The organism is Inquilinus sp. YAF38, from assembly GCF_052113205.1.
GTDB lineage: Bacteria > Pseudomonadota > Alphaproteobacteria > DSM-16000 > Inquilinaceae > Inquilinus.
Genome location: NZ_JBFRCU010000073.1, coordinates 15499 through 40524, shown reverse-complemented (window position 1 = coordinate 40524; position 25026 = coordinate 15499). Strand labels below are relative to the sequence as shown.

Sequence of the window (25026 nt, the reverse complement as noted above, 5' to 3'; positions counted from 1 at the left end):
GCGGCAAGGTCAGAACCCCACCGGGCTCCGTCATCCCGGTCCGGCCCGGCACGACGACAGCGCCGGCCAAGGGTTCGATTCGCACCCGATGCCGGCCGATGTCGATCAGGGCATGGACCGGGGCCAGGGCTTCGTCGGCCAGGACGATGTCGGACTCAAGCCCGCTGCCGACCCGGTAGGCGGCGGGCGCCAGCTTCTGGACGGTGCCGGCATTCGGCCCCTCGAGCACGAACAGCGTGACCGAAGGGGATTGCGGGAAGAGTCTCTGGATCGGCCCCTGGAGGGGGCTGTCAGACAGGAACGCCTTGAATTTCGAGAGCATGGCCCACCCCACGAGGCGCCTCGATCAGTGGCGAAAGCGAGCGCGACCGGGACCGGCCGCGCTCGCCAGACTGACAGCGATGAAGCTCAGGAACCGGAGCGGCCGGACTCAACCCTTGCGGGCCGCATCCGCCAGCGCCTGGGCCCATTTGTCCTGCTTCTGGTTCTTCTGGGTTTCCCAGGCGGTGTCGATCGAGTCCTGGGTGTTCTGCTTACGAATCTCGGCCATCTGGGCCTTCATGTCAGCGATCGGATCGCTTCCGGAAGTCGACGCCATAACACGCTCCTCCTTGTGCAACGCTCAAGATTGACACAGCCGAAACACGGATGAAGTGCGGGCCCAACGGCCTGATCTGGCACACCGAGTCGCCGACCCCTCGCCGGCTTCCGGGCCAACAATCCTAGTCCCGCTGCCTTGGCCAACACGACCAGAATGTCGGTTCGACACCAAAGCCCGCCTACCCCTCGAACTACTACTCGACTATGCGACAAACTGCCGTCAGGTCAAGCACTTCAATGTCTCAGTGCATTCGGATCTTAACTCCAGGCCTGTTCAACAGAACTTTAACAAAAAGCCGGGAACCCTGCTGCCGGGCTAAGCGTTTAGGTCTGCCCGACGTCTGGGCGATCCGCCGGCCGTTTCAAGCAGGCCTAGTGTTTGGATTGGCTTTTGCACCTCCGGCTGCGCGGCGTTATAAGACTAGGCCGGGTTGATCATGACAGGCATATCGGCGGGACGTCTTGATGCGGGTGGGGATGGCGATCAGGACCAGAGAGCTGACAGGAGTATTGTCCGACAAGTGTCGGCAGTGCTCCGTCGTGCTCGCGGTCGCCGCCCTCCTCCCCCTTTCGGCCGGATCGGTAGCGGCGCAGCAGCCCGCCCCCCCGGCCATCGTGACGATGCCCGCCCCTCCTGCCCCGACCGTCGTGACGCCGGCCCCGGCCGATCTCGCCGCGGGCCAGGGCCGTCGCGCCCTGCCCTGGCCCGACAAGCCCTATCCCTATGTCGTCCTGGACCAGGATGTGCGCGACGTACTGGGCGCCTTCGGCAGCAACCTCGATATCCCGGTCAAGGTCAGCGACAAGGTCTCCGGCCGGGTGCGCGGCCGGCTGCCGGAGCTGACGCCGCAGAAGCTGCTCGACCAGCTCGCCGCCAGCTTCGGCCTGCAATGGTATTATGACGGCCAGGTGCTGTACGTGACCACGGTCGAGGAGGCGGTGTCGGAGATGCTGCCCCTCGGCGCGATCCGATTCGAGGAGCTGCAGGCGTCGCTGGCCAGCCTGCAGCTCGACGACCCCCGCTTCCCGCCGCGGCCGCTGGCCAGCGCCAATGTCGCGCTGGTGTCGGGGCCGCCCCGCTACGTCGCCCTGGTCAAGGAGACCATGCAGGCGCTGCAGCAGGCCTTCCAGTTCCAGACCACGATCGTGCGCGGCCGCACCGGGAAGCCCGGTTCATGACCCGGCCGCGACACTGCCCTGTAGCCCAGACCCGTTTCATGAGCCGAGGCTGATCCCATGGTTGTCATCTCGCCCTCCGTTCTCCAGGCGCCGGCGCTGATCGAACCCAAGGCCGCGGTCACGCCCGTCGCCCTGCCGCTGGATCAGAAGGCGGCCAACGTCTTCGATTACGCACTACCGCTGCAGCCGGCGCATAAATCGGTCGCCGACTACGCGCCGAGCCTGAAGGCCCGCTTGTTGGCGAACCCGGCGGCGATGGGCGACCAGTTGCTCAACTCGCTGCAGCAGTTCCACAAGGACACGCTGTCGCTCGGCAGCAAGCTGACCGAACCGCAGCCCGCCACGACGCTGCAGGCATCGGCGACGGCCCCGGGCGCCACGACCAAGCCGGGCCTGCAGCCGGGGCCCGCCGCGGCGCGGCCGGCGCAGCAGAGCGGAGAGGTCGACTTCCGGGCCGAGATGCGCGAGATGCGGCTGGCGACGCGGGAGTTCAACAACGGCGTCCTGCGGACCACGCTGGTCACCACCGCCTCGAAGCAGCTGGGCAACGTTCCGGAAACCCTGCTGCGCGGCTGATTTAAGGCTGCCGCGCCGCAGGTCCGAACTTAGAAAGGTCGACCGGAATTGTTGAAGCCCTTCGCGTTCGCCGCGCTGCTGCTGCTCGCCGCCTGCAAGGTCGAACTGTACAGCGGCCTGCAGGAGCGCGAGGCCAATGAGATGGTCGCGATCCTGCTGCACCAGGGCATCCCGGCCGAGCGCGAGATCAGCAAGGACCGCGGCCTGATCGTCTCGGTCGAGGAGGATCGCTTCGCCGACGCCGTCGACGTGCTGCGCCGCAACGGCTATCCGCGTGAGCGCTATGCCAAGATTCCGGACCTGTTCAAGGGTGAAGGGCTGGTCTCTTCGCCGGTGGAGGAGCAGGCGCGGCTGATCTATGCGCTGAGCCAGGAGCTTTCGAGCACGATCTCGGAGATCGACGGGGTTTATTCCGCCCGCGTCCATGTGGTGCTGCCGGACAATGAGGGGCTGAAGGCAGCCTCCAGCCCCTCCTCCGCCTCGGTGGTCATCCGCCATCGCGCCGATGTCGACCTGTCGAAGCTGACGCCCGAGATCAAGATGCTGGTGGCGAACGGCATCAAGGGCCTGCTGTACGAGAACGTCTCGGTCGTGTTCCTGCCGACCGATCCGGAGTCGGCGACGCCGCCGATCACCGACCCGCTGACCAATGTCGCCGGCTTCTGGGTGCACCGCTCCAGCGCGCCCTGGCTGCAGGGGTTGCTGGCGCTGGTCGCCCTGGCCGTGGTCGCCACCGCCGGCACCGTCGGCTGGAGGATCTGGCGCCGCCGCGACGGCACCACTCCAGCGGCGGCCGAATGAATAGCCCAATCGCGAACCGGCTGGCGCTCCGGCGCTTCGACCGGGCAGTGGCGCTGCACGCCCATCCAGCGCAGCTCGGCCGCGCCTTCCCGGGCCTGCCGGAGGCGACGGCCCGGCTGCTGCTCGATACGCCGCGGCTTCGGCCGCGCCTGTCGGAGCTGCTGCGCCGACGCCTCGACCTCGTGCCCTTGGACGCCGATTCCTGGCGGGACGATGTCGCCCGGATCGCCGGGCTGGCGCCGGCCGATCTCGACCGCGCGATCCGGCATGCCGGCGCCGCGGCGCTGGCGGCGCGGCTGCGCACCCTCGTCCTCGGCGCCGAGATCCGCCGCGTCACCGGCCTGATCGGCGCCGATTCCTACGCCTTCGGCCTCGGCAACAAAGGATCGGTCCCGGCGCTGGCCGGGCTGGACGCGCTGCCGGTCGAGGCCGCGATCGACCGCGCCGGCCTGCTGTGTCTCGCGGCCTGGTGCGGTGAGGCCGGCCCGGCGATCGGCGAGAGGTTGCGGCTGCGGCTGGTGCCGGAGCGCTGGCCGGAGGGCGGGTTGCCGCCGGCCGAGCGGCCCCGCGCCGCTGTCCTGTTCGCGGCCGCGGCCCGGGCGGTGGTGCCCCATGGCTGAGGCCCCGGCTTTCCGCCGCGGCGGCCCGGTGCTGAAGGCCGAGGCGCTCGACCAATGGCGGGATGCGCGGCGCTACCTGGCCGAAGCCGAGACCCATGCCGGGCGCCTGCGGGCCGAGGCCGACGCCGCCTTCGCCGCCGAGCGCGAGCGCGGCCATGCCGAAGGGCTGGCCGCCGCCCGCGAAGAGGCTGCGGCGCTGGTGGCCGCGACCGGGCTGCAGATCGACCGCTATCTCGCCGGGCTGGACCAGACCCTGGCCGACTTGGTGCAAGACACGATCGAGCGCATCCTCGGCCGCTTCGACCGGCGCGAGCTGCTGCTGCAGGCGGTCGACCACGCGTTGCGCCAGTCCCGGCTGGACCATGCGGCGACGCTGCGGGTGGCGCCGGACATGGTCGAGGCGCTACGCGGCCGGCTGGCCGACCCGGCGCTGGCCGATATCGGCCGCCGGGTGACGGTCGAATCCGATCCCGGCCTGGCCGCCGACACTTGCGTGATGGTGACCAAATACGGCCATGTCGAGCTGGGCATCGACGCCCAGCTGCGCGCCCTGCGCGATGCGCTGCGGAGGACTCGCCCGGGCGAGACGGCGCCATGAGCCCGGACGCCCTGCCCCGGCCGATTCCCGGCCTGCAGCTGCGGGCCGACCCGCTGCAGGCGCTGCGCCGGCGGCTGGAGGAGGCCGATCCGCGCCCGGTGAAGGGCCGGGTGGTGAAGGCCATCGGCGTCACGGTCCATGCCGAGATCAACGACGCGCGGCTGGGCGAGATCTGCGAGCTGCGCGACCCGCAGACYGGGCACAGCATCCTGGCCGAGGTGGTCGGGCTGGTCGACGGCGCCGCGGTGCTGACCCCGATCGGCAGCCTGCAGGGCCTGTCGACCCGGACCGAGGCGATCCCGACCGGCCGCGCCCTGCGTCTCGGCGTCGGCCCCGCGCTGCTGGGCCGGGTGCTGGACAGCCTGGGCCGGCCGCTCGACACCGCCGAGCGCGGGCCGCTCGACACCGACAGCACCTACCCGCTGCACGCCGAAGCGCCGCCGGCGCTGCTGCGCCCGCTGATCAGCCGGCCGATGCCGCTGGGCATCCGCGCCATCGACGGCCTGCTGACCTGCGGCGAGGGCCAGCGCATCGGCATCTACGGGTCGCCCGGCACCGGCAAATCCTCGCTGCTGGCGCAGATCGTCAAGGGCGCCGACGCCGACGCCATCGTCATCGGCCTGATCGGCGAGCGCGGCCGCGAGGTGCGCGAGTTCATCGACCGCCATCTCGGTCCGCAGGCGCTGCGTCGGGCGGTGATCGTCACCGCCACCTCCGACCGGCCGGCAATCGAGCGCGTCAAGGCGGCCTTCGTCGCCACCGCCATCGCCGAGTATTTCCGCGACCAGGGGATGCGCGTCGCCCTGTTGATGGACAGCATCACCCGCTTCGCCCGTGCCGTGCGCGAGATCGGCCTGGCCGCCGGTGAGCCGCCGACCCGGCGCGGCTTCCCGCCCTCCTTCTTCGCCATGCTGCCGCGCCTGCTGGAACGGGCCGGGCCGGCGGCGACGGGGTCGATCACCGGCTTCTACACCGTGCTGGTCGAGGGCGATGCCGAGACCGACCCGATCGCAGACGAGACCCGCGGCCTGCTGGACGGCCACGTCGTGCTGTCGCAGGCCCTGGCCAGCGCCGGGCATTTCCCGGCGATCGACGTGCTGGCCAGCCGCAGCCGGGTGATGGATGCGGTGATCGACACCGGCCATCGCCGCGCCGCGGTGCAGATGCGCCGGCTGATGGCCAAGCACGCCGATATCGAGTTGCTGCTCCAGGTCGGCGAGTACCGGGCCGGTGCCGACTCGCTAGCCGACGAGGCGGTGGCCAAGATCGGCGATATCCGGCGCTTCCTGCAGCAGGATTTCGAGGAGGCCACGCCCTTCGCCCAGACCCGCGAGCAGCTGGAGCGGCTGAGCCGATGAAGAAGCCAGACGCTTTGGACAAGCTCCGCAAGCTGCGACGCGACCGCGAGAAGCTGGCAATCGAGAGCCTCGGCCGCGAGCGCACCGCGCTGACCGCTGCCGAGACGCGGGAGCAGCAGGCCGAGGCCGACCGTGCCGCCTATGAGGATCATCGTACCGCGCAGGAGAGTCGGCTCTATGCCGCGGCGCTGGAGAAACCGGCCGTAGTCGACGCGCTGGAGCGGCTGGGCGACCGGGTGTCGGAGCTTGCCGCCGGATCCCGGCGCCAGGACGCCGCGGTGCGGGACCGCCGGGCCGAGACCAGCCGGGCCGAGGCCGACACCGATGCGGCGCGCGAGGCCTGGCGGCAGCGGCGGCGGGATGCCGACCGGCTGGACCGGCTGGGCGAGCGCCGCGGCCTCGCCCGGCGCAAGGCCGCTGAGATCCGCGACGATGTCGCCGCCGAGGACGAGGCCAGCCTGACACCGCCCGGCCCGTCCGGAGGCCGGTCATGACCGCCGCCGCGCCGCGGATCCACGCGGATCCCTTCGATCCCGCCGCCCATCCCTACCACCCACCGCGACTGACCCGTGAACAGGCCGGCGACGCCAATACCGTCGCCCGGCGCTGCGCCCCCGTGCCGGTCCGGATCGGCGGGCTGGAGATCGAGGCGCCGCTCGCCATCACCCCGACCCTCGCCTCGCCCGACGCCGACGGCGCAACGATCACCCTGCGTCTCGGCCCGGGATGCCTGGCGTTGCTGGTGCCGCCGCTGTTGGTCGAGCAGGCTCTGGCGGAAGCCGCCGGGCTGCCGGTCGCCGAGCTGGAGCCGGAGTTGGCGGCACTGCTGCTCGAGGCGGTGCTGTCGGAGCTGCTGCCGGTGCTGGAAGCGGCGGCCGGGGTATCGATCGCGATCGAGAGCATCGGCCCGGCGCCGGCCTTCGCGCCTGCCTTCCGCTGCGACGTCGCCATTCGCCACGCCTTTGCCGAAACAACACTGCACCTCGCCGCCGATGCCGCCGCCGGCCAGGCCCTGCACCGCCTGATCGGCGCCGCCCCGGCCTTGCCCGCACCCTGCGCCGGTCTGCCGGTGCCGCTGACCGTCCGCATCGGCGCGGTGCGGCTCAGCCTGGCTGAGCTCAAGGGGATCGAGCCCGGCGACGTCGTCTTTCCCGATGTCGCCTGCCCGCCCGGCGAGGCGCTGGTGGTCTATGGCGAGGGCTGGTCGCATGCGGCCAAGCACGACCGTGGAACGGTCACGGTTGCGGGGCCACGGAGGCCCCTGGCTCTGCAGGATGGAGGAGGATGGATGGCGGATAGCGATCCCGCGGCGCCGGCGGACCGGCTGGACCAGCTTCCGGTGATGCTGGTGTTCGAGCTGGGGCGCAGCGAGCTGCCGCTGGCCGCGGTGCAGGGCCTGGCCCCCGGCGCGGTCATCCCGCTCGGCCGCGACCCCGTCGAGGCGGTCGACATCGTCGCCAACGGCCGGCGCATCGGCCGCGGCGAGATCGTGCGGATCGAGGACGAGCTGGGCGTGCGCGTGGTGCGGCTGTTCGGCGATGAATGAGGCGCAGCCGGATGTCCTGCCGCTTCTCGGCATCGTCACGCTGGTCAGCCTGGTGCCGTTCCTGGTCGTCACCCTCACCGCCTTCCTGAAGATCTCGGTGGTCATGCTGCTGCTGCGCAACGCGCTCGGCATCCAGCAGACGCCGCCGAACATGGTGCTGTACGGCATCGCCCTGATGCTGACGGTCTACATCACCGGACCGGTGATCGCCGAGATCTATGCCCGGGTCAGCGACCCGGCGCTGCGGCTGCGCAGCATCCAGGACTGRCAGGCGGTGATCCAGTCGGCGATCGAGCCGGTGCGCGCTTATCTGCTGCGCTTCACCGACCCGGCGGAGCGCGACTTCCTACTCTCCGCCACTGCCCGGGTGTGGCCGCCGGAGGCCAGTGCCGCGGCGACGCCGAACGACATGGTCATCCTGATCCCGTCCTTCGTCATCTCCGAGCTGACCCGGGCCTTCGAGATCGGGTTCCTGCTGTACCTGCCCTTCATCGTCATCGACCTGATCGTCTCGGCGATCCTGATGGCGATGGGCATGATGATGGTGTCGCCGCTGGCGATCTCGGTGCCGTTCAAGTTGTTCCTGTTCGTCATGGTCGACGGCTGGTCGCGCCTGCTGCACGGCCTGATCCTGAGCTACAGCAGCTGAGGCGGCGATGAACGCGCCCTCGTCCCGGAATGCCAAATCCCCACCGTCATTGCGAGCGCAGCGAAGCAATCCAGGGGCCGCACGCACCGGCCCCTGGATTGCTTCGTCGGCTTCGCCTCCTCGCAATGACGGCGTCGGGAAGCCTGAAAGCAGTGGGGAAAGGCGCCCATGAACCAGGMGGTGATCTCGCATCTGCTGCAGGAGGCGCTGACCCTGACGCTGCTGCTGTCGCTGCCGGCTCTCGGCATCGCCGCCGCGGTCGGCCTGCTGGTCGGCCTGTTCCAGGCCGTGACGCAGATCCAGGACCAGACCCTGCCGATGGCGATCAAGGTCATCGCCGTGGTGCTGGCCCTGGTGCTTCTGGGCCCGATGCTGGCCAGCCCGCTGGTGCGCTACACTGACCGGATCTTCACCGACTTCCCGGCGATCACCCGCGGCGCGATCCCGGCGGATGCCGGACCGCCCCGATGATCGAATCCTTCCGGCTGCTGGCCGAGCTGATCGGGCCCTACGTCACCGCGATCTCGATCGCCATCGCCCGCCCGGTCGCCCTGGCCACCGTGCTGCCGATGTTCTCCTGGCTCGGCCTCACCGGCATCCTGCGCAACGGGGTGATCATCGCCATCGCCCTGCCGGTGGTGTCGCAGGTGACGTCGGAGCTGGGGGTGCTGACGCCGCTGCAGCCCGGCCAGATGCTGATGCTGGTGGCCAAGGAAGCGGTGATCGGCCTCCTGCTCGGCCTGCTGTTCGGCCTGCCCTTCTGGGCGGTGGAGGCGGCGGGCGAGCTGATCGACATGCAGCGCGGCGTCAACGGCGCCTATCTGCTCGACCCCAACGCCTCGGGCCAGGCTTCGCCGGTCGGCACGCTGTTCGTGCTGGTGCTGTTGGCCCTGTTCTTCGCCGGCAACGGCCTCGGGGTGGTGGCGGAGGCGCTCTACGCCAGCTACGCCCTGTGGCCGGTGACCGAGCTGCTGCCGCCCTTCACCGGGGAAACGCCGACGCTGCTGCTGGGCCTGCTCGACCATGTGGTCCGGCTCGGCCTGCTGCTGGCCGTGCCGCTGGTGATCGTGATGCTGCTGGCCGACATCGCGCTGGCCGTGATCGGCCGGATGGCGCCGCAGCTCAATGTTTTCGACCTGTCGCTGTCGGTGAAGTCGGCGGCGCTGGTGCTGGTGCTGCCGATCTACGCCATCTTCCTGGTGCCCTACTTCAACGACAGCCTGGGCTCGATGCGCGGCGTGCTCGACCTCGCCCGCACGGTGCTGCCGTGAGCCAGCAGACCAGCGAGGACAAGAGCCTTCCCGCCAGCGCCAAGAAGCTGGCCGACGCCCGGGGCAAGGGCCAGGTGGCGCACAGCCGCGACCTGATCACGGTGGTCGCGCTGGTCGCCGGCTTCCTCTATCTCGGGGTCGAGGGTCCGACGATCATGGAGGCGTTCCGCGCCATCCTGACCGAGCCGATCGCCCTGACGGCCAAGCCGTTCGACCAGAGCTACACCATCATCCCGACCCTGCTGTCGCTGGCGGCCAGGATCGTTGCGCCGCTGGTGCTGGTGATCGTCGTCGCCAGCATCCTCGCCAATGTCGGCTTCCTGCGCGGCATTCCGTTCTCCTTCGACCCGCTGGTGCCCCGCGGCGACAAGATCAACCCGGTCAGCGGCTTCCAGCGCCTGTTCAGCCTGCGCAACCTGCTGGAGTTCGTGAAAGCGGTGGTGAAGGCCTGCACCCTTCTGGGGGTGATCGGGCTGCTCGCTCTCGGGGCGCTGCGGGCGGTGCTGGTGACGCCGCAATGCGGCCGCGACTGCATCGGCCTGGTGCTGGTGGCGACGCTGAAGCCGGTGCTGATCGGCATCATCGCGGTGCTGCTGGTCTTCGCCCTGATCGACATGCTGCTGCAGCGCTGGCTGTTCCAGCGCGACCAGCGGATGACCCGCAGCGAGATGAAGCGCGAGCGCAAGGAGCAGGAGGGCGACCCGTTCATCCGCAGCACCCGGCGGCAGCTGCATCGCGGCCTGGCCCGCGGCGAGGGCGGGTCCTCCGTGCCGACGCTGTTCGTCACCGATGGCGAGATCACCGTCGGCATCCGCTTCGTGCCCGGCGAGACATCGGTGCCGATGCTGGTCGGCAAGTCGTTCAAGGGCGGCATGGCCAATGTGCCGATGGAAACGGCGCCGCTGCTGGCGCGGCAACTGCATGCCGAGGGCAAGATCGGCGAGGCCGTCCCGAACGAGCATTTCGACGCCCTGGCCCGGATCCTGCTGCGGCTCGGCGCGGTCTGAGCCCCCACCGTCTTCCGTCCTGCGCTATGGTCGGGCGACGAGAGCGGGAGACGCGCGATGGACTCGAAGGAAGCACCGCGGCCGGTGGCGGAGATCGCCAGCTACCACGCCCATGTCTATTTCGACCCGGCGGCGACCCGCGACCGGGCCGAACGGCTGCGCGCCTGGATCGGCGAACGCTTCCGCGTCCGCCTCGGCCGCTGGCACGAGGTCAGGGTCGGGCCGCATGACCAGGCGATGTTCCAGGTCTCCTTCGCCACCGAGCTGTTTGCGACGCTGGTGCCCTGGCTGATGCTGAACCATGGGGGCCTGAGCATCCTGGTCCACCCCAACACCAGCAACCCGCGCCGGGACCATCTGGTCGACCCGGTCTGGATCGGGACGCCGCTGCCGGTGCATGGCGACATGCTGCCCGAGGAGGAGGAGGCCGAAGGCCCGCTGGAGCCGAACACCGACCCGAATCGGCCTGCCTAGGGCCCCATGAGATCAGGATGCAGCGGTCTCGCGCGGCAGGAAGGCGGCGATGATCGCCTCGGCCATGCGGATGAAGCGGGCGCTGGGCCCTTCGGCGCCGACGCTCTGCCGGCTCACCCGGGCGCCTTCCAGCAGCAGCCACAGCGTGTCGGCCAGCAGCTCCGCCTGGGTGGCCCCGGCCCCCCGGCACAGCCGCACCAGCCGGTCGCGCTGCGCCGTCTTGAAATCCTCGATCACGCGCCGGGCGGGATGGCCGGGCTCGGTCAGCTCGACCGCGGCATTGACCATGTCGCAGCCGCGCGCATCCGCGATCGCGCAGTCCGCGCCGGCCCGGACCCAGGCATGCAGCTGTGCCGCCGGGTCGCCGAGGTATTTCTCCTCGAAGCCCACCCAAATGGCGTCGGCCTCCTGTGCGAGGCCGTGCAGGCATTCGACGATCAGGTCGTCCTTCGATCCGAAATGCCGGTACAGAGTCATCTTGTTGGTACCGGCAGCCTCGGCGATGGCATCGACGCCGACGCCGCGATAACCATGCTTGTGGAACAGGTCTCGGGCGGTGCCGAGGATGCGGTCGCGCGGCCGGAGTTCGGCATTCGGCCCTGATGGCCCTCCCAGCCGCGGGGGTGTGATGGTCGTCATAGCACCTGAATTGCCCTTGACGGTATTGTTGCGCTGCATCAAGTATTCTGTTACTTACCGGTAACACCCCGGTCAGGTCGGGTCAAGGTCCGACTCAGCCGGCGGGTGCCCGGGCCGAAGCTTCCCTTGACGACGGCCCGCCGGAACGATAATCAACCAAGTTAACTTAACCAAGAGGTTTACCATGGCCCGTGGGTTGGCCTCGGCATATTCCTGCGGTGCGCGCGATTGCGGCGCGGCGCAGGGCCGCCTGTTCGGGGGCACGACCCGGTCATGATCGGCTTCTTCATCCAGCGCCCGATCTTCGCCTCGGCGATCGCGGTGATCATGGTGCTGGCCGGCGGCATCTCCTACTTCCTGCTGCCGGTTTCACAGTTCCCCGACATCACGCCGCCGCAGGTCGTGGTCAGTGCCGCCTATCCGGGCGCCAGCGCCCAGGTCGTGGCCGACACCGTGACAACGCCGCTGGAGCAGCAGATCAACGGCGTCGAGGGCATGATGTACATGTCGTCGACCTCGTCGAACGACGGCACCTCGAACATCACCGTCACCTTCCAGGTCGGCTATCCGCTGAGCATCGCCGCGGTCGACGTGCAGAACCGGGTGTCGCAGGCGGCCTCGTCGCTGCCGGCGATCGTGAACCAGGGCGGCATCACGATCCAGAAGCAGAACCCGAACTTCGTGCTGATCGTCGACCTGACGTCGCCGGACGGGTCGGTCGACCCGGTGGAGCTGAGCAACTACGCCTATCTGCAGATCGTCGACCCGATCAAGCGGCTGCCCGGCGTCGGCAACGTCCAGATCTTCGGCGAGCGGCGCTATTCCATGCGCATCTGGCTGGACCCGGACAAGCTGGCCAATCTGGGCGTCACCGCGGTCGACGTGCAGAACGCAGTGGCCGAGCAGAACGTGCAGGTGGCCGCCGGCAAGATCGGCCAGTCGCCCGCCCCCGAGGGCACCGCGTTCGAGCTGCAGGTCAACGCCGCCGGCCGCCTGAGCGACCCGGCCCAGTTCGGCGACATCGTCGTCCGCGCCGACCCGGCGACCGGGTCGGTGGTGCGGCTGCGCGACGTCGCTCGGATCGAGCTGGGCGCCCTGCAATACTCGTCCTCGGGCTATTTCGGCGGCCGGCCGGCCGTGGTCGTGGCCGTGTTCCAGCAGCCGGGGTCGAACGCGCTGGCGCTGCAGGAAGCCGTTCAGAACAAGATGGAGGAGCTGAAGCAGCGCTTCCCCAAGGGCATCGAATACGGCATCCGCTACGACACCACGCGCTTCGTCTCGGCGGCGATGGAAGATGTGCTGAAGACGCTGCTTGAAGCGCTGGCGCTGGTCGTGCTGGTGGTCTTCATCTTCCTGCAGAACTGGCGCACCACCCTGATTCCCGTCATCGCCATCCCGGTGTCGCTGATCGCGACGCTGGTGGTCATGGAGGGCATGGGCTTCTCGCTGAACATGCTGAGCCTGCTCGGCATGGTGCTCGCGATCGGCCTGGTGGTCGATGATGCCATCGTCGTGGTGGAGAATGTCGAGCGGCAGCTGGAGGCCGGGCTGCCGCCCCTGGCGGCGACGCGCAAGGCGATGACCGAGGTGACCGGCCCGATCATCGCCACCACCGCGGTGCTGATGGCGGTGTTCATCCCGGTCGCCTTCATCCCCGGCGTGTCCGGCCGCCTGTACAACCAGTTCGCGCTGACCGTCGCCATCTCCGTCGGCCTGTCGGCCTTCAACTCGCTGACCCTGAGCCCGGCCCTGAGCGCCGCGTTCCTGCGGCATCGGGCGGCCACTCCCTTCATCCTGTTCCGCTGGTTCAACGCCGGCTTCAATGCGCTGTCGCACGGCTATGCAGCCCTGGTGCGCTTCCTGATTCGTCTCCGCTGGCTGGTCATGATCCTGTTCGTCGCCGGGCTGGGCCTGACCTATTGGGTGTCGTCGCGCCTGCCATCGACCTTTCTGCCGGTCGAGGACCAGGGCTATTTCTTCGTCGTCATCCAGCTGCCGGACGGCGCATCGCTGGAGCGCACCGAGGCGGTGGCGAAGAAGACCCGCGCCATCCTGGAAGCGACGCCGGGAATCGAGACGGTCGGCGAGATCGTCGGCCTGAACTTCCTGACCAGCGCCGCCCAGTCGAACTCCGCGGCCCAGTTCGCCATCCTGAAGCCCTGGTCCGAGCGTGGGCCGGACCAGAGCGCGTCGGCCCTGGCCCAGAAGGTGGGCGGGCAGCTGATGCAGATCCCCGAAGCCTTTGCCCTGGCCTTCGACCCGCCATCGATCCCGGGCATCAGCACCACCGGCGGCTTCGAATTCCAGATCGAGGACCTGTCGGGCCAGGGCGCCGGGGCCTTGAACGCGGCAACCCAGGCGGTTCTGGCCGAGGCCCGGAAGCAGCCGGAGCTTGACCCGCATCAGTTGTTCAGCAGCTTCAGCACCACGACCCCGCAATACAATTACGACCTGGACCGCAACAAGGCGAAGATGCTGGGGCTGACCCTGCCCGACGTGTTCAACACGCTGCAGATCTATCTGGGATCGCTCTACGTCAACGACTTCAACCTGTACGGCCGCACCTTCCGCGTCACCATCCAGGCGGACAAGGATGCCCGAGGATCGGCGACCGACATCTCGCGTCTGTATGTCCGCAATTCGGCGGGTGGCATGGTGCCGTTGAGCACGCTGGGCGATCTGAAGCCGATCGCCGGGCCGGACACGGTGCCACATTACAACAACTACACCTCGGCCAAGATCAACGGCGCCCCCGCTGCCGGCTTCAGCTCGGGCCAGGCGATCGCGGCGATGGAACGGGCGGCCGCCACGGCGCTGCCCCGCGACTTCACCTATGAATGGACCGGTATCACCTTCCAGGAGTTGCAGGCGGGGTCTGTGGCGGCCCTGGTGTTCGGGCTCGCCATCGTCTTCGTGTTCCTGATCCTGGCGGCCCAGTATGAAAGCTGGTCGATGCCGTTCATGGTGCTGCTGGCGGTGCCGCTGGCCCTGTTCGGGGCGTTCGCGGCGCTGTGGGCCCGGCAGATGCAGATCGACGTCTATTCGCAGATCGGCCTGGTCATGCTGATCGGCCTGGCCGCCAAGAACGCTATCCTGATCGTGGAGTTCGCCAAGCGCCTGCGCGAAGAGGGCCACAGCATCGTCGAGGCGGCGGCGGAAGCCGGGCGGCTGCGTCTCCGGCCGATCCTGATGACGGCCTTCGCCTTCATCCTCGGCGTGGTGCCGCTGATGATCGCCACAGGCGCCGGTGCCTCCAGCCGCCAGTCGATCGGCACCACCGTGTTCGGCGGCATGCTGGCCGCCACCATCCTGACCCTGATCTTCGTGCCCGTGTTCTACGCCGTGATCGAGTCCTTCCGTGAGCGCCGCGGCGGCACGGACAGCCCCCACGCCACCGACGGCCATCGGCTGGAGCCGAAGGCCGGCCCGGCCGAATAGAGTGGAGAATCGCGCCATGCGCGTCCGTACCGTCGTCCTGGGATCGATCGTCGTGGCCGCCGCTGTCGTCGCCGGCCTGTACCAGACCGGCCGCCTGCCCCCGGCCCTGCTGGCGCTGGCGCTGGGCAGCGACACGGCGCAGGCCGAAGCGGCGCCCGCTGCCGGGCCTCCCCCCGCCATGCCGGTGCCGGTGGCCGCGGTGCTGAAGCGATCGCTGCCGATCTATCTCGACTACTCCGCGCGCACCGAGTCGATCGCCGCCATCAGCCTGCAGGCCAAGGTGTCCGGCTATATCCAGGCGCAGCCGGCGACCGACGGGACCGACGTCAAGCCGGGCGACCTGCTGTACAGGATCGATCCGCGCGACTTCCAGGCCGCGCTGGACCAGGCGAACGCCCAGCTGCAGCGCGACCAGGCCAATATCGACTATCTGCGCTCGAACTACGACCGCGGCACCGAGCTGAGCAAGAATGGCTGGCTGAACAAGGACACCTTCGACCAGCGCGAGAGCAATCTGAAGCAGGCCCAGGCCACTCTGGCCAGCGACCAGGCGGCGCAGCGCCAGGCCGAGATCAACCTGGGCTACACCGAGATCCGGGCCCCCTTCGCCGGGCGGCTCGGCCGCAACCAGGCGCCGGTGGGAACCCTGGTCAGCGTCGGCGGCAGCGCCGCCCTCAACACCCTGGTGCAGCTCGACCCGATCTACGTCACCTTCAACCCCAGCGAGACCGAGCTGGGCAAGATCCGGACGGCGCAGGCGGCGGGGAAGGTCAAGATCGACGTGCTGTTGCCGGGCGAGACCGAGCCGAAGCACCAGGGCGAGCTGACCTTCCTGGACAACACCGTCGACAACCAGACCGGGACGATCCTGGCGCGTGCCACCGTCGGCAATGGCGATTTCGGCCTGCTGCCCGGCCAATATGTCCGCGTGCGCGTCCATCTGCAGCCGCAGCCGGACGCCCTGATGGTGCCGCAGGTGGCCGTCGCCGCCAGCCAGTTCGGGCGCTACGTCTATGTCGTCAGCCAGGACAACAAGGCGGAGCAGCGCCTGGTGACGCTGGGCCCGACGGACGGCCCGCTGGTCGCCATCGAGAAGGGCCTGGCCGAGGGCGACCGCGTCATCACCGGCAACACGCAGAAGATCTTCTACCCCGGCATGCCGGTGCAGCCGCTGCCGGAACAGCAGCAGCAGGCCAAGGCCGGGTCGTAAGGCCCGACGGAACCTCTCTCCTGTCATTGCCGGGCTTGACCCACGGCTGTCCGGTTGCGCTTTTCGGGTTGCAGACCTAGGTGCTGAACTAAACTTTTATTGTCATTGCCGGGCTTGACCCGGCAATCCAGGGGCCACCGAGAGCTGCTCTGAAAGCCCCTGGATCCTCGGGTCAAGCCCGAGGATGACAATTAAATAGAATACCGGACTAGGATAAACACGCTGTGGTTGCGATTTTTCCTTAACCGGACAGCCGTGGGCTTGWCCCGGCAATCCAGGGGSCACCGAGAGCTGCTCTGAAAGCCCCTGGATCCTCGGGTCAAGCCCGAGGATGACAGGATTGGTGGGTTCGGCAACGGAACCCAACCTGCGCGAGCCCGACTCCCCTCACCCGTCCAACCGCCGCATCAAATCCCGCGTCGCCGGATACAGGTCCTTAAAAACACCGAACTGCCGCCGGTAGACTTCGGCGTGGGACGGGTCGGGCGTGATCTCCGAGGCGGTCGGGTTCCACGCCCGGATGTCGCCCGGCTGGACGTCGCCGACCGCGAGCGCGGCCAGGAAGGCGTCGCCGTAGCTGGCGCCGAAGGTCTTCTGCCGCAGGATCTGCGGATGGCCGGAGATGTCGGAGGTCGCCTGCGACCACACCCGGTTCTTGGTGCCGCCGCCGACCGAATACACCGCGCGCGGCACCAGCCCCGCCTCGCGATAGGTCTCGACGATATCGGCTGTGCCGCAGGCGATGCCCTCGAACACCGCCCGGCAGATGTCGCCGCGGGTGTGGGTCAGGTTCAGGCCGAACAGCACGCCCTTGGCCTGCGGGTCGTGGATCGGCGTGCGCTCCCCTGAGAAGTACGGCAGCAGCACCAGCCCCCGCGCCCCGGGCGGCGACTGCTCCGCCTCCGCCACCAGCGCCGGGATCGCCGAGGCCGGGTCCAGCTCGCGGGCGAACTGGTCGCGGAACCAGTGGCTGAGCGTGCCGCTGGTGGCGAGGCCGGCCAGTGCCGCGTGCTGGCCCGGCATCAGCCAGGGCGCCCACCACAGCCGCGGATCCCGCACCCGGGTGTCGCCGAGCAGGATGGTGAAGATGGTCGACCCGTACATCACCATCATATCGCCGCTGTCGAGCACGCCGACGCTGACCGCCTCCGCCGCCGCATCGATAGTGCCGGCGATCACCGGCGTGCCCTCGGCCAGCCCGGTCTCCGCCGCCGCCTGACGGGTGACGCTGCCGACGATGTCGGTGCTCCAGGCCAGGTCCGGCATCTGGCCGAGATCGACGATGCCGGGCGCCAGTGCATCGCTCCAGGCCAGCGCGTCGGCCAGGTAGAACGGGCTGGAATTGGCCGCCGTGTAGTGGTCGATGACGAAGCGCCCGGTCAGCTTGTGCACCAGGAACGAGGTCGAGGTCAGGATCTTCGCCGTGCGGGCGAAGATCTCCGGCCGGTTGCGCTTGAGCCACAGGATCTTGGGCCCGACCGATTGCGAGGTCAGGGCGTTGCCGCAGCGCTCGAGCAGCACGTCCTCGCCGATCTGCGCCGTGAGGTCCGCGATCTCCTGATGGGCGCGGGTGTCGACGCCGTACAGCACCCCGTTCATCAGCGGCTCGCCCGCCGCATCGACCGGCAGCATGCACGGCCCGATGGCGCTGGTGCCGACCGCCCGGATCGACGCGGCCGGCACGCCGCTGTCGGCCAGCAGCTTGCGGCAGAGGAAGGTGACGTCGTCCCACCAATCCTCCTTCGGCCGGTGCTCGGCCCAGCCCGGCTGCGGCACGATCAGCTTGTGCGGCTTCGCGGCCATGGCGGCGATGCTGCCATCCGCCGCCACCAGCACGCCCTTGGATTCGAAGGTCCCGATGTCGATGCCGAGGTAATGGGTCATGTCTCGTACCGGTCGCGGTCCAGGCTGAAGCTTTCGTCGATGTGGCCGATGCCGGCGGCCAGCAGCCGCGCCAGACCGGCCAGGTCGGACAGGTCGCAGATCTCGAGCGAGGAATGGGTGCCGCGGGCCGGGTAGCCGAGATCGATCGAGGCCACGCCGGCATTGACCAGCTGCACATAGGATGAGTCGGTCAGCAGCCCGACATGCGCGCTCTTCTGCAGGGCGATGCCTTCGCCCCGCGCGGTCTCGCCGAACAGGGCGACCAGCGCCGGGTGTGGGATGGTACCGTTCAGCGTGCCGCGGCCGTGGAAGCTGTACAGGCTCATCGCCGGGCCGCCGCCGAGGCGGACATCGCCGCGCTGCGCCATGTCGGGGGTGTCGGTGGCGAGGATGATGTCGAGCTGGATGGCGATGTCCGGCGCCAGCACCTGCGCCGCCGTCACCGCGCCGCGCAGGTTGAACTCCTCCTGCACCGAGAACACCAGATGCACCGTCGGCCGCCGCGGCGCCGCCAGCAACGCCCGGGCGACCTCGACGATCACGGCGCAGCCGGCCCGGTCGTCGACCGCGGTGCCGGCGATGCGGTCGCCCGCCAGCTCGACCACCTTCGGCGCATAGACGACCGGCGTGCCGATGTCGATGCCGGCGGCCAGCACGTCGGCGGCGCTGTCGAAGCCGGCATCGATGTAGATCTCCGGGTACGGCAGGACCCGGTACTTCTCCTCCTGCGAGGTGGCGTGGTGGCTCTTGTTGGCGATCACCCCCGGCACGTCGCGGCCGGCGCCGACGCAGAACACCACCGCCTGCGACGCCAGCGCCTTCTCCGGCACGCCGCCCAGCCGTTCCACCCGCACCAGCCCGCCCGGCTCGATCTTGCGGACGATCAGGCCGAGCTGGTCCATATGCGCGAAGAGCATCACGCTGGGCCCCGCGACCGTGCCCGCGATGGTCGCGATCAGATTGCCGAGCCGGTCGGAGCGCGAGTCGATGCCGAGCCCGGAGAGGAGCCCGGCGAGATGCCGCCGCACCCGCCCCTCATGGCCGCTGAGGCCCGGGATCAGCATCAGTTCCGACAGCAACCCGCGCAGGCGCTGCTTGGCCGGGGCTTCGCCCGGCAGGTCCGTCGCCATCGCCGTCAGCCCTTCCGCGCCGCCCGCGCCAGGCGCATGAACTCCGCCGCCCGGTCGGGGTCCACCGCGTTCCAGGTGTGGCCGTCGACCTTGAGCGAGGAGCCGACGATGCAGCCATCGGCCACCCGCAGCACGTCGGCGACGGTGTCGTGCTTGACCCCGGTGTTGGCCAGGACCGGGGTGTGCGGCAGCACCCGCTTGACCGCCTCGAGATCGGACATCGCCGCCGCCTCGCCGGTGATGGTGCCGGAAACCAGGATGGCGTCGGGGATGCTGGAGAACACCGCGCTGCGCGCCCGGTCGGCCAGGTCGCGCCGGTCCAGCGACCAGGCGAATTCGGCGGAGATGTTGTACAGCATCGCCAGGTCGCCACGGCCGAGCCGGTTGCGATAGCGCATCGCCGCGCCGGCGTCCGGGTTCCACGGCCCCATGTCCGAGGCATAGGTCCCGGTCATGATCTCGCGGATGAAGGCGGCGCCGGTGGCGGCGGCCAGAGCGACCGAGCCGGCCGGGTCCCACAGCACATTGACGCCGAACGGCACCGTGATCTCCGGCCGCAGCCGGCCGATCAGATAGGCCATGGTCGCGGTCGAGGCCGTATCGACCTTGAACTCGTAGGGCCGGTCGTTCTCGTTGCCGAACATCACGGCGTCGAAACCGGCCGCCTGCAGCGCCTGCAGGTCCCGCCGCGCGCCGTCGAGCAGCCCGTCGAGCCCGGCCGCCGAGTCGTAGAGTGGCGCACCCGGCAGGGCTCCGAAATGCACCATGGCGATCACCGGCTTGCTGTCGCCGAACACCCGCTGGAAATTGCCCACACCCACCTCCGCGTCCTTCCCTGCTTCGGGGCCAGTGCGGCTCCAAGGCCGCTCCCTTGCACCCCCATCGTCGCCGCATCATACTCAGCTTCGCCTTCGGCACCCGCCGAAATCGCTTGGTTTGGCAACGCTACCATGAAACGTTTCACGACCCTTTCGGTCGGAAACAATCGGGCGGCGGGGCCGCAACGGTTCGGACCGCTGGAAGGCGACAACAAAGAGAATGCCACAGGGAGACTCACGGTGAAGTTACGGGATTACGACCGCCTCGTCGCGGCACAGGCCAGCCGGCGCACGGTTCTGAAGGGTGCGGCAGGGCTCGGCGCCGCTTTGGGCACGGCGGGCCTGTTCGGCCCCCTCTCCTCGACCGCGCTGGCGCAGGGCGACCTGCGCGCCCAGATCCTGCAGATCCCGGGGGTCGGCAAGGGATCGCCCACCGACGCGGACTGGCAGAAGGTCGGCGAGCTGTGCCTCGGCCCGACCAAGGCCGCGGTGAAGGAAGGCGAGTTCAAGGGCGTCCAGCTCAGCTTCATGGGGCTGAACAACCAGAACCTGCACAACCTGCTGTTCCGCGGCTTCCTGAAGCCGTGGGAGGCCTATACCGGCGCCAAGATCACCTGGATCGACTTGGCCCAGGCCGACTACAACCCGCGGCTGCAGCAGTCGATCGCCACCGGCACGATCGATTTCGACATCGTCGAGATGGGCGCCCCGTTCGAGGGCGACGTCTGCGGCAAGGGCCTGGCGTCGGAGATGCCGGACTGGGTCAAGGCCCAGATCGAGATGGACGACTATGTGGCCTATCTGAAGGCTCCGGTGGGCACCTGGGAGGGCAAGACCTACCGGATCTCGATCGACGGCGACTGCCACAACTTCAACTACCGCACCGACGTCTTCTCCGACCCCGACCTGGCCAAGGCCTGGAAGGATGGCGGCGGCCAGGGCGAATGGGGCGTACCGAAGACCTGGCAGCAGGTGCAGGCGGCGACCAAGTTCCTGAAGGGCAAGAAGGTCGGCGGCCAGGATGCCTATGGCTATCTCGACGCGCCCAAGGCCTGGGGCGGCTTCGGCTTCTACTTCCTGGGCAGCCGGGCCACGGCCTATGCCAAGCACCCAGACGACAAGGCCTGGCTGTTCGACGTCGACACCATGAAGCCGCGGATCAACAACCCGGCCTGGGTGCGGGCGATCCAGGACGTGATCGACGCTCTGCCGTCGGAGCCGGCGGACCAGCTCGGCGCCGACCCCAACACCACCGCCTTCCAGCAGTTCCTGGCCGGGACCGGGTCGATGCTGGCGTGGTGGGGCGATGTCGGGTCGAACGCCAAGACCAGCGATTCCTCGGTCATCGGCGACACCTGCGGCTTCAGCATCCTGCCGGGCTCGGACGACGTCTACAACGCCAAGACCGGCGCCTGGGACAAGCTGCCGAGCGGCCCGAACTACGCGCCGAACATGGCGTATCTGGGCTGGGGCGTCTATGTCATGGCCCGGGTCGACAGCGATCCGCAGAAACACAAGGCGGCCTGGAGCGCCGCGGCCCATCTCGGCGGCAAGGACCTGTCGCTGTGGGCCGCGGCCTATCCCTCCGGCTTCCAGCCGTACCGGAACAGCCATTTCAACATCCCGGAATGGGTCGCCGCCGGCTATGACGAGGCCTTCATCACTTCGTACCTGAAGTCGGAGGCGGATTCCTACAACCACCCGAATGCGGCGATCGAGCCGCGCATCCCGGGCATCTTCCAGTACTACAGCGTGGCGGAGGACGAGCTGGCCAAGGTCTTCGCCGGCCAGGGCACCGCCCAGTCCGGCGCCGATGCCATCGCCGCGGCCTGGGAGAAGATCACCGACCAGATCGGCCGGGAAAAGCAGATCGCCCTGTACAAGGCATCGCTCGGGTTGTGACGTCCGAATTGATCGGGGCGACCTATCCCTTCTATCCTCCCCCTCCCCTTGCGGGAGGGGGTAGGGGGAGGGGTCTGGCGCCGATAGAATCGATGTTGGGCGTCACCACCAGCCCCACAGAAATCCCGGCTGATTCCAGGCTGGCTCCTGTCATCGACACCCCCTCCCTCTGCCCCCTCCCGCGGGGGGAGGGGGAGTGTGGAGAACACGGGCCGGTTCAAGTGATCGAAAGTCCCGCGAGCGGGATAGGCAACGCCCCAACTTTCAACGGTGTCCACTTGCAGTCCGGACCAGCATGAGCGAAGCGGAGATCGGGGCCCTCCCCGGCGGTCACAGCATCAAGCCCGTCTCGTCGCGTATCCCCGCCGGCCGCAAGGCCGCGGGGCGGTGGCTGATCCTGCTCGCCTCGCTCGCGCTCGCGGCGGTGTTGCTGCTGCAGGTGCTGGATTCGGCCGGGACGATCGACCTCGGCTTCGAAACCTGGCGTCCCCTGCTCTATACCTATCTGGCCTGGGCGGTGGCGCTCGGCGCCGGGCAGGTGATGATCCGCGGCGAGGCCGGCCACCGGGCGCTGTTCCTGCTGCCCGCTGTGCTGTTCACCGTATCGATGGTGATCTTCCCGACCATCTTCGGCCTCTACATCGCCTTCACCGACTGGAACCTCAGCTCCTTCGCCGGCCGGCAGCTCAACGGCCTCGACAACCTGCGCAGCCTGTGGGCCGATCCCTACTACTGGAACGCGCTCGGCAACATGGTCTGGTATGTGCTGGCGGTGCTGGTGCAATACGCCATCGCCTTTTGCCTGGCCCTGCTGCTGAACGCCGAGATCCGCGCCCGCAAGTTCTTCCGCGTCGCCTTCCTGATGCCGTTCATGCTGAGCCCGGTGGCGGTCAGCTGGATGATCGGCAAGTCGATCATGGAATACCGCTTCGGCCCGGCGGCGTCGCTGGCCCGGTTTCTTGGCTGGGAGAACCCGGCCTTCTTCGCCTCGCCCTGGATGGCGCGGATCAGCATCATGGCCATGGATGGCTGGGTCTCGATCCCCTTCATCATGATCCTGCTGCTGGCCGGGCTGCAGGCCATACCGAACGACATCCTGGAGGCGGCGCGGATCGACGGCGCCAAGGCCTGGCAGTCGTTCTGGAAGATCACCTTCCCGCTGATGCTGCCGGTCAGCGTCACCGCGGTCATCCTCAGGATCATCTTCGAGCTCAAGCTGGCCGACATCGTCATCAACGTCACCTCGGGCGGGCCCGGCGGCGCCACCGACACGGTGTCGAGCTTCATCTATCGCGAATACCGGGACCGATCCAATGTCGGCTACGGCACAATGCTGGCGCAGGTCTATTTCATCATGATCATCGTCTTCGTGACCGCGCTCTTGAACCTGGTCAGCCGCTGGATGCGGCGGCTGACATGACGGGCACGGCGACCTGGCGCGCCAAGCGCATCTCCGGCCGCACGCTGCTGTACACGGCGGCGCTGCTGTGGGCCTTCATCTCGCTGTTCCCGATCTACTGGACGGTGACGACCTCGTTCAAGACTGCGGTCGACGTCACCCAGGGGCACCTGATCCCCTTCATCGACTACCAGCCRGACTGGCGCGGCTGGCGCTCGCTCGGCCTGTCGCCGGACACCATCGGCGCGACCTCGACGGTGCGCGAGGAGTTCCTGCTGCGCTTCGAGAACAGCGTCGTCGCCTCGGTCGGCGCCTCGCTGCTGGCGGTCATCATCGGCTCGCTCGCCGCCTACGGCCTCAGCCGCTTCCGCTACAAGTTCGGGCCGTGGCGGAACAAGGACATCTCGTTCTGGTTCCTGTCGCAGTTGATCCTGCCGCCGGTGGTTTTGGCGATGCCGTTCCTGGTCCTCTACAAGGAGCTGGCGCTGCTCGACACCCGGATCGGGCTGATCCTGGTCTATGCGCTGATGGTGCTGCCGATCGTGATCTGGATCATGCGCGACCAGTTCTCAACCATCCCGATCGAGCTGGAGGAGGCGGCGCGGGTCGACGGCGCCACGGTGTGGGAAACCTTCCTGCGCATCGTGCTGCCACTGGCCCTGCCCGGCATGGTGGCGGCCTTCATCCTGTCGGTCGTGCTGTGCTGGAACGAGTATTTCTTCGCGGCGCTGTTGACCAGCACCGACGCCAAGACCCTGCCGGTGATGGTGGCCAGCCAGACCGGGTCGCAGGGCATCAACTGGTGGTCGATGGCGGCGCTGTCGACCGCGGCGATCGCGCCGCTGGCCGTCATCGGCATCTTCCTCGAGCGCTACATCATCCGCGGCCTGACCGCGGGCGCGGTGAAATAGGCCAGATAGAGCCTTCTCGATCCAAGCGGTGCGTTTTTGCCTTCCCGTTGCGGACCTTTTCGGAATCCCCAACACCGTCATTGCGAGCGCAGCGAAGCAATCCAGGGGCTCCACGCAACGGCCTCTGGATTGCTTCGTCGGCTTCGCCTCCTCGCAATGACGGCGAGAGGGTAAGCGCTATGAACGGCCTCGCTGCGGGAGAGGCAATCGGAACAGAGCGACTACCATCCCCTCACCTATCACCAGCAGACGAAGCCGCCGTCGACGATCAGATCGACGCCGGTGCAGAAGGACGACGCGGCGCTGGCCAGGAACACCGCGGGGCCAACCAGCTCGTCCACCGACGCCATCCGGCCCATCGGCGTGTCGCGCTCGAAGATCTTGCGCTGCTCCGCCACCTCGGGCCGCAGGTTCATCGGCGTCAGCGTGTAGCCCGGGCTGATCGCGTTCACCCGCAGGCTGCGATCGGCCCATTCCATCGCCAGACTCTTGGTCAGGTGGATCACCCCGGCCTTGGAGGTGTTGTAGTGCGCCTGCAGCAGGCCGCGATTGACGATCGACCCCGACATCGAGGCGATGTTGACGATCGACCCGCGCTGCCGCGGCAGCATCACGCGGGCTTCGGCCTGGGCGGACAGAAAAATCCCGGTCAGGTTGACGTCGATCGTGCGCTGCCACTGCGCCTCGGGCAGATCCTCCGCCGCCGTGGCGTTGGCAATGCCGGCGCAGTTGACCGCGACGGTGAGCTCGCCGAGCTGGGCCTCGACCGCGTCCATCGCCTTGGCGAGGTCGGCGGCCTTGGTCACGTCGCCAGCCAGGGTCAGCGCCCGGCGGCCCAGCGCCCGGATGCGGCCGGCCGTGTCGGCGAGGCCGGCCTCAGATGCCGGCAGGTCGAAGCAGGCAACGTCGGCGCCGGCCTCGGCCAGGCCGACGGCGATGCGCTGACCGATGCCGCTGCCGGCGCCGGTGACGAAGGCGATCTGATCATCGAGCCGGAAGATCTGCACGGAAGCCTC

General features: G+C 68.8%; 24 protein-coding genes. 18 read left to right on the top strand and 6 right to left on the bottom strand.

All coding sequences use genetic code 11. The features are described 5' to 3' along the window. The coding region (locus AB4Z01_RS26505) for an FHA domain-containing protein (protein ID WP_441698864.1) at nt 1–322 on the bottom strand (322 nt) is incomplete at its 3' end. Between the two features lie 899 nt (nt 323–1221). On the opposite strand from AB4Z01_RS26505, the gene AB4Z01_RS26500 reads away from it, so the two are divergent. The 13 genes from AB4Z01_RS26500 to AB4Z01_RS26440 all read left to right on the top strand — a co-directional run bounded on the left by AB4Z01_RS26500 (nt 1222) and on the right by AB4Z01_RS26440 (nt 10679). Beyond that, nucleotides 1222–1779 carry a secretin N-terminal domain-containing protein gene (locus tag AB4Z01_RS26500; protein ID WP_441698863.1) on the top strand — a complete coding sequence of 186 codons (558 nt, stop codon included), beginning with the start codon at nt 1222–1224 and terminating at the stop codon, nt 1777–1779. 57 nt (nt 1780–1836) lie between these two features. Beyond that, nucleotides 1837–2355 (top strand): hypothetical protein, encoded by a 519-nt coding sequence (locus AB4Z01_RS26495; RefSeq protein ID WP_441698862.1) that lies wholly within the window; start codon nt 1837–1839, stop codon nt 2353–2355. 51 nt (nt 2356–2406) lie between these two features. Then, nucleotides 2407–3156, top strand: a complete 750-nt coding sequence (sctJ, locus tag AB4Z01_RS26490) for a type III secretion system inner membrane ring lipoprotein SctJ (protein ID WP_441698861.1) — start codon at nt 2407–2409, stop codon at nt 3154–3156. Further along, nucleotides 3153–3776 carry a SctK family type III secretion system sorting platform protein gene (locus AB4Z01_RS26485; protein WP_441698860.1) on the top strand — a complete coding sequence of 208 codons (624 nt, stop codon included), beginning with the start codon at nt 3153–3155 and terminating at the stop codon, nt 3774–3776. Before sctJ ends, AB4Z01_RS26485 begins: the two co-directional genes overlap by 4 nt. Then, a complete protein-coding gene (sctL, locus tag AB4Z01_RS26480; protein WP_441698859.1) occupies nt 3769–4374 on the top strand; it encodes a type III secretion system stator protein SctL in 606 nt (201 codons plus the stop codon). Before AB4Z01_RS26485 ends, sctL begins: the two co-directional genes overlap by 8 nt. Beyond that, nucleotides 4371–5732, top strand: coding sequence for a FliI/YscN family ATPase (locus AB4Z01_RS26475; protein WP_441698858.1), 1362 nt, complete (start codon nt 4371–4373; stop codon nt 5730–5732). Before sctL ends, AB4Z01_RS26475 begins: the two co-directional genes overlap by 4 nt. Continuing rightward, nucleotides 5729–6226, top strand: coding sequence for a type III secretion system stalk subunit SctO (gene sctO / locus AB4Z01_RS26470; protein ID WP_441698857.1), 498 nt, complete (start codon nt 5729–5731; stop codon nt 6224–6226). Before AB4Z01_RS26475 ends, sctO begins: the two co-directional genes overlap by 4 nt. Then, on the top strand, nt 6223–7278 hold the full coding sequence (sctQ, locus tag AB4Z01_RS26465) for a type III secretion system cytoplasmic ring protein SctQ (RefSeq protein WP_441698856.1): 1056 nt from the start codon (nt 6223–6225) through the stop codon (nt 7276–7278). Before sctO ends, sctQ begins: the two co-directional genes overlap by 4 nt. Continuing rightward, nucleotides 7271–7927 (top strand): type III secretion system export apparatus subunit SctR, encoded by a 657-nt coding sequence (sctR, locus tag AB4Z01_RS26460; RefSeq protein ID WP_441698855.1) that lies wholly within the window; start codon nt 7271–7273, stop codon nt 7925–7927. Before sctQ ends, sctR begins: the two co-directional genes overlap by 8 nt. Before the next feature lie 168 nt (nt 7928–8095). After that, a complete protein-coding gene (gene sctS, locus AB4Z01_RS26455; RefSeq protein ID WP_441698854.1) occupies nt 8096–8398 on the top strand; it encodes a type III secretion system export apparatus subunit SctS in 303 nt (100 codons plus the stop codon). Further along, nucleotides 8395–9198 (top strand): type III secretion system export apparatus subunit SctT, encoded by an 804-nt coding sequence (gene sctT / locus AB4Z01_RS26450; RefSeq protein ID WP_441698853.1) that lies wholly within the window; start codon nt 8395–8397, stop codon nt 9196–9198. Before sctS ends, sctT begins: the two co-directional genes overlap by 4 nt. Beyond that, nucleotides 9195–10205, top strand: coding sequence for an EscU/YscU/HrcU family type III secretion system export apparatus switch protein (locus AB4Z01_RS26445; protein ID WP_441698852.1), 1011 nt, complete (start codon nt 9195–9197; stop codon nt 10203–10205). The genes sctT and AB4Z01_RS26445 overlap by 4 nt, the downstream gene beginning before the upstream one ends. A gap of 57 nt (nt 10206–10262) precedes the next feature. After that, nucleotides 10263–10679: a DOPA 4,5-dioxygenase family protein gene (locus AB4Z01_RS26440; RefSeq protein WP_441698851.1), complete on the top strand. Its 417-nt coding sequence runs from the start codon at nt 10263–10265 to the stop codon at nt 10677–10679. Nucleotides 10680–10691: 12 nt separating this feature from the next. On the opposite strand, the gene AB4Z01_RS26435 is transcribed toward AB4Z01_RS26440, so the two are convergent. After that, nucleotides 10692–11357 carry a TetR/AcrR family transcriptional regulator gene (locus AB4Z01_RS26435; RefSeq protein ID WP_441698850.1) on the bottom strand — a complete coding sequence of 222 codons (666 nt, stop codon included), beginning with the start codon at nt 11355–11357 and terminating at the stop codon, nt 10692–10694. Nucleotides 11358–11591: 234 nt separating this feature from the next. Here AB4Z01_RS26435 and AB4Z01_RS26430 point away from each other — a divergent pair, with 234 nt between their 5' ends. Then, nucleotides 11592–14756 (top strand): efflux RND transporter permease subunit, encoded by a 3165-nt coding sequence (locus AB4Z01_RS26430; RefSeq protein WP_441698849.1) that lies wholly within the window; start codon nt 11592–11594, stop codon nt 14754–14756. A gap of 16 nt (nt 14757–14772) precedes the next feature. Then, nucleotides 14773–15966, top strand: a complete 1194-nt coding sequence (locus AB4Z01_RS26425; protein ID WP_441698848.1) for an efflux RND transporter periplasmic adaptor subunit — start codon at nt 14773–14775, stop codon at nt 15964–15966. Between the two features lie 387 nt (nt 15967–16353). Here the strand turns inward: AB4Z01_RS26425 and AB4Z01_RS26420 are convergent, their stop codons facing one another. From AB4Z01_RS26420 to AB4Z01_RS26410, 3 genes are read right to left on the bottom strand one after another with little or no spacing between them, the layout of a single operon-like run. After that, nucleotides 16354–17850: an FGGY-family carbohydrate kinase gene (locus AB4Z01_RS26420; protein ID WP_441698847.1), complete on the bottom strand. Its 1497-nt coding sequence runs from the start codon at nt 17848–17850 to the stop codon at nt 16354–16356. Further along, nucleotides 17847–18980, bottom strand: a complete 1134-nt coding sequence (locus AB4Z01_RS26415) for a M42 family metallopeptidase (RefSeq protein ID WP_441698846.1) — start codon at nt 18978–18980, stop codon at nt 17847–17849. Before AB4Z01_RS26415 ends, AB4Z01_RS26420 begins: the two co-directional genes overlap by 4 nt. 5 nt (nt 18981–18985) lie before the next feature. Next, nucleotides 18986–19801, bottom strand: coding sequence for a BtpA/SgcQ family protein (locus AB4Z01_RS26410; protein WP_441698845.1), 816 nt, complete (start codon nt 19799–19801; stop codon nt 18986–18988). Nucleotides 19802–20038: 237 nt separating this feature from the next. Between AB4Z01_RS26410 and AB4Z01_RS26405 the strand changes: the two genes are divergently transcribed. The 3 genes from AB4Z01_RS26405 (at nt 20039) to AB4Z01_RS26395 (ending at nt 24010) form a co-directional block, all read left to right on the top strand. Further along, on the top strand, nt 20039–21700 hold the full coding sequence (locus AB4Z01_RS26405) for a hypothetical protein (RefSeq protein ID WP_441698844.1): 1662 nt from the start codon (nt 20039–20041) through the stop codon (nt 21698–21700). A gap of 295 nt (nt 21701–21995) precedes the next feature. Then, nucleotides 21996–23120, top strand: coding sequence for a carbohydrate ABC transporter permease (locus AB4Z01_RS26400; RefSeq protein WP_441698843.1), 1125 nt, complete (start codon nt 21996–21998; stop codon nt 23118–23120). Continuing rightward, nucleotides 23117–24010, top strand: a complete 894-nt coding sequence (locus AB4Z01_RS26395) for a carbohydrate ABC transporter permease (RefSeq protein WP_441698842.1) — start codon at nt 23117–23119, stop codon at nt 24008–24010. Before AB4Z01_RS26400 ends, AB4Z01_RS26395 begins: the two co-directional genes overlap by 4 nt. 239 nt (nt 24011–24249) lie before the next feature. Here AB4Z01_RS26395 and AB4Z01_RS26390 read toward each other — a convergent pair whose 3' ends face one another. Then, complete coding sequence (locus AB4Z01_RS26390) at nt 24250–25017, bottom strand: SDR family oxidoreductase (RefSeq protein ID WP_441698841.1); 768 nt, start codon at nt 25015–25017, stop codon at nt 24250–24252. Nucleotides 25018–25026 lie beyond the last annotated feature (9 nt).

What these genes read in the sequence shown, in the direction of transcription:
- AB4Z01_RS26415 (WP_441698846.1), bottom strand. Translation starts at nt 18,980, where the DNA reads ATGGCGACGGACCTGCCGGGCGAAGCCCCGGCCAAGCAGCGCCTGCGC.
- AB4Z01_RS26400 (WP_441698843.1), top strand. Translation starts at nt 21,996, where the DNA reads ATGAGCGAAGCGGAGATCGGGGCCCTCCCCGGCGGTCACAGCATCAAG.
- AB4Z01_RS26495 (WP_441698862.1), top strand. Translation starts at nt 1,837, where the DNA reads ATGGTTGTCATCTCGCCCTCCGTTCTCCAGGCGCCGGCGCTGATCGAA.
- AB4Z01_RS26430 (WP_441698849.1), top strand. Translation starts at nt 11,592, where the DNA reads ATGATCGGCTTCTTCATCCAGCGCCCGATCTTCGCCTCGGCGATCGCG.
- AB4Z01_RS26420 (WP_441698847.1), bottom strand. Translation starts at nt 17,850, where the DNA reads ATGACCCATTACCTCGGCATCGACATCGGGACCTTCGAATCCAAGGGC.
- AB4Z01_RS26440 (WP_441698851.1), top strand. Translation starts at nt 10,263, where the DNA reads ATGGACTCGAAGGAAGCACCGCGGCCGGTGGCGGAGATCGCCAGCTAC.
- sctT (WP_441698853.1), top strand. Translation starts at nt 8,395, where the DNA reads ATGATCGAATCCTTCCGGCTGCTGGCCGAGCTGATCGGGCCCTACGTC.
- sctL (WP_441698859.1), top strand. Translation starts at nt 3,769, where the DNA reads ATGGCTGAGGCCCCGGCTTTCCGCCGCGGCGGCCCGGTGCTGAAGGCC.
- sctQ (WP_441698856.1), top strand. Translation starts at nt 6,223, where the DNA reads ATGACCGCCGCCGCGCCGCGGATCCACGCGGATCCCTTCGATCCCGCC.
- AB4Z01_RS26425 (WP_441698848.1), top strand. Translation starts at nt 14,773, where the DNA reads ATGCGCGTCCGTACCGTCGTCCTGGGATCGATCGTCGTGGCCGCCGCT.
- AB4Z01_RS26435 (WP_441698850.1), bottom strand. Translation starts at nt 11,357, where the DNA reads ATGCAGCGCAACAATACCGTCAAGGGCAATTCAGGTGCTATGACGACC.
- AB4Z01_RS26485 (WP_441698860.1), top strand. Translation starts at nt 3,153, where the DNA reads ATGAATAGCCCAATCGCGAACCGGCTGGCGCTCCGGCGCTTCGACCGG.
- AB4Z01_RS26500 (WP_441698863.1), top strand. Translation starts at nt 1,222, where the DNA reads ATGCCCGCCCCTCCTGCCCCGACCGTCGTGACGCCGGCCCCGGCCGAT.
- sctO (WP_441698857.1), top strand. Translation starts at nt 5,729, where the DNA reads ATGAAGAAGCCAGACGCTTTGGACAAGCTCCGCAAGCTGCGACGCGAC.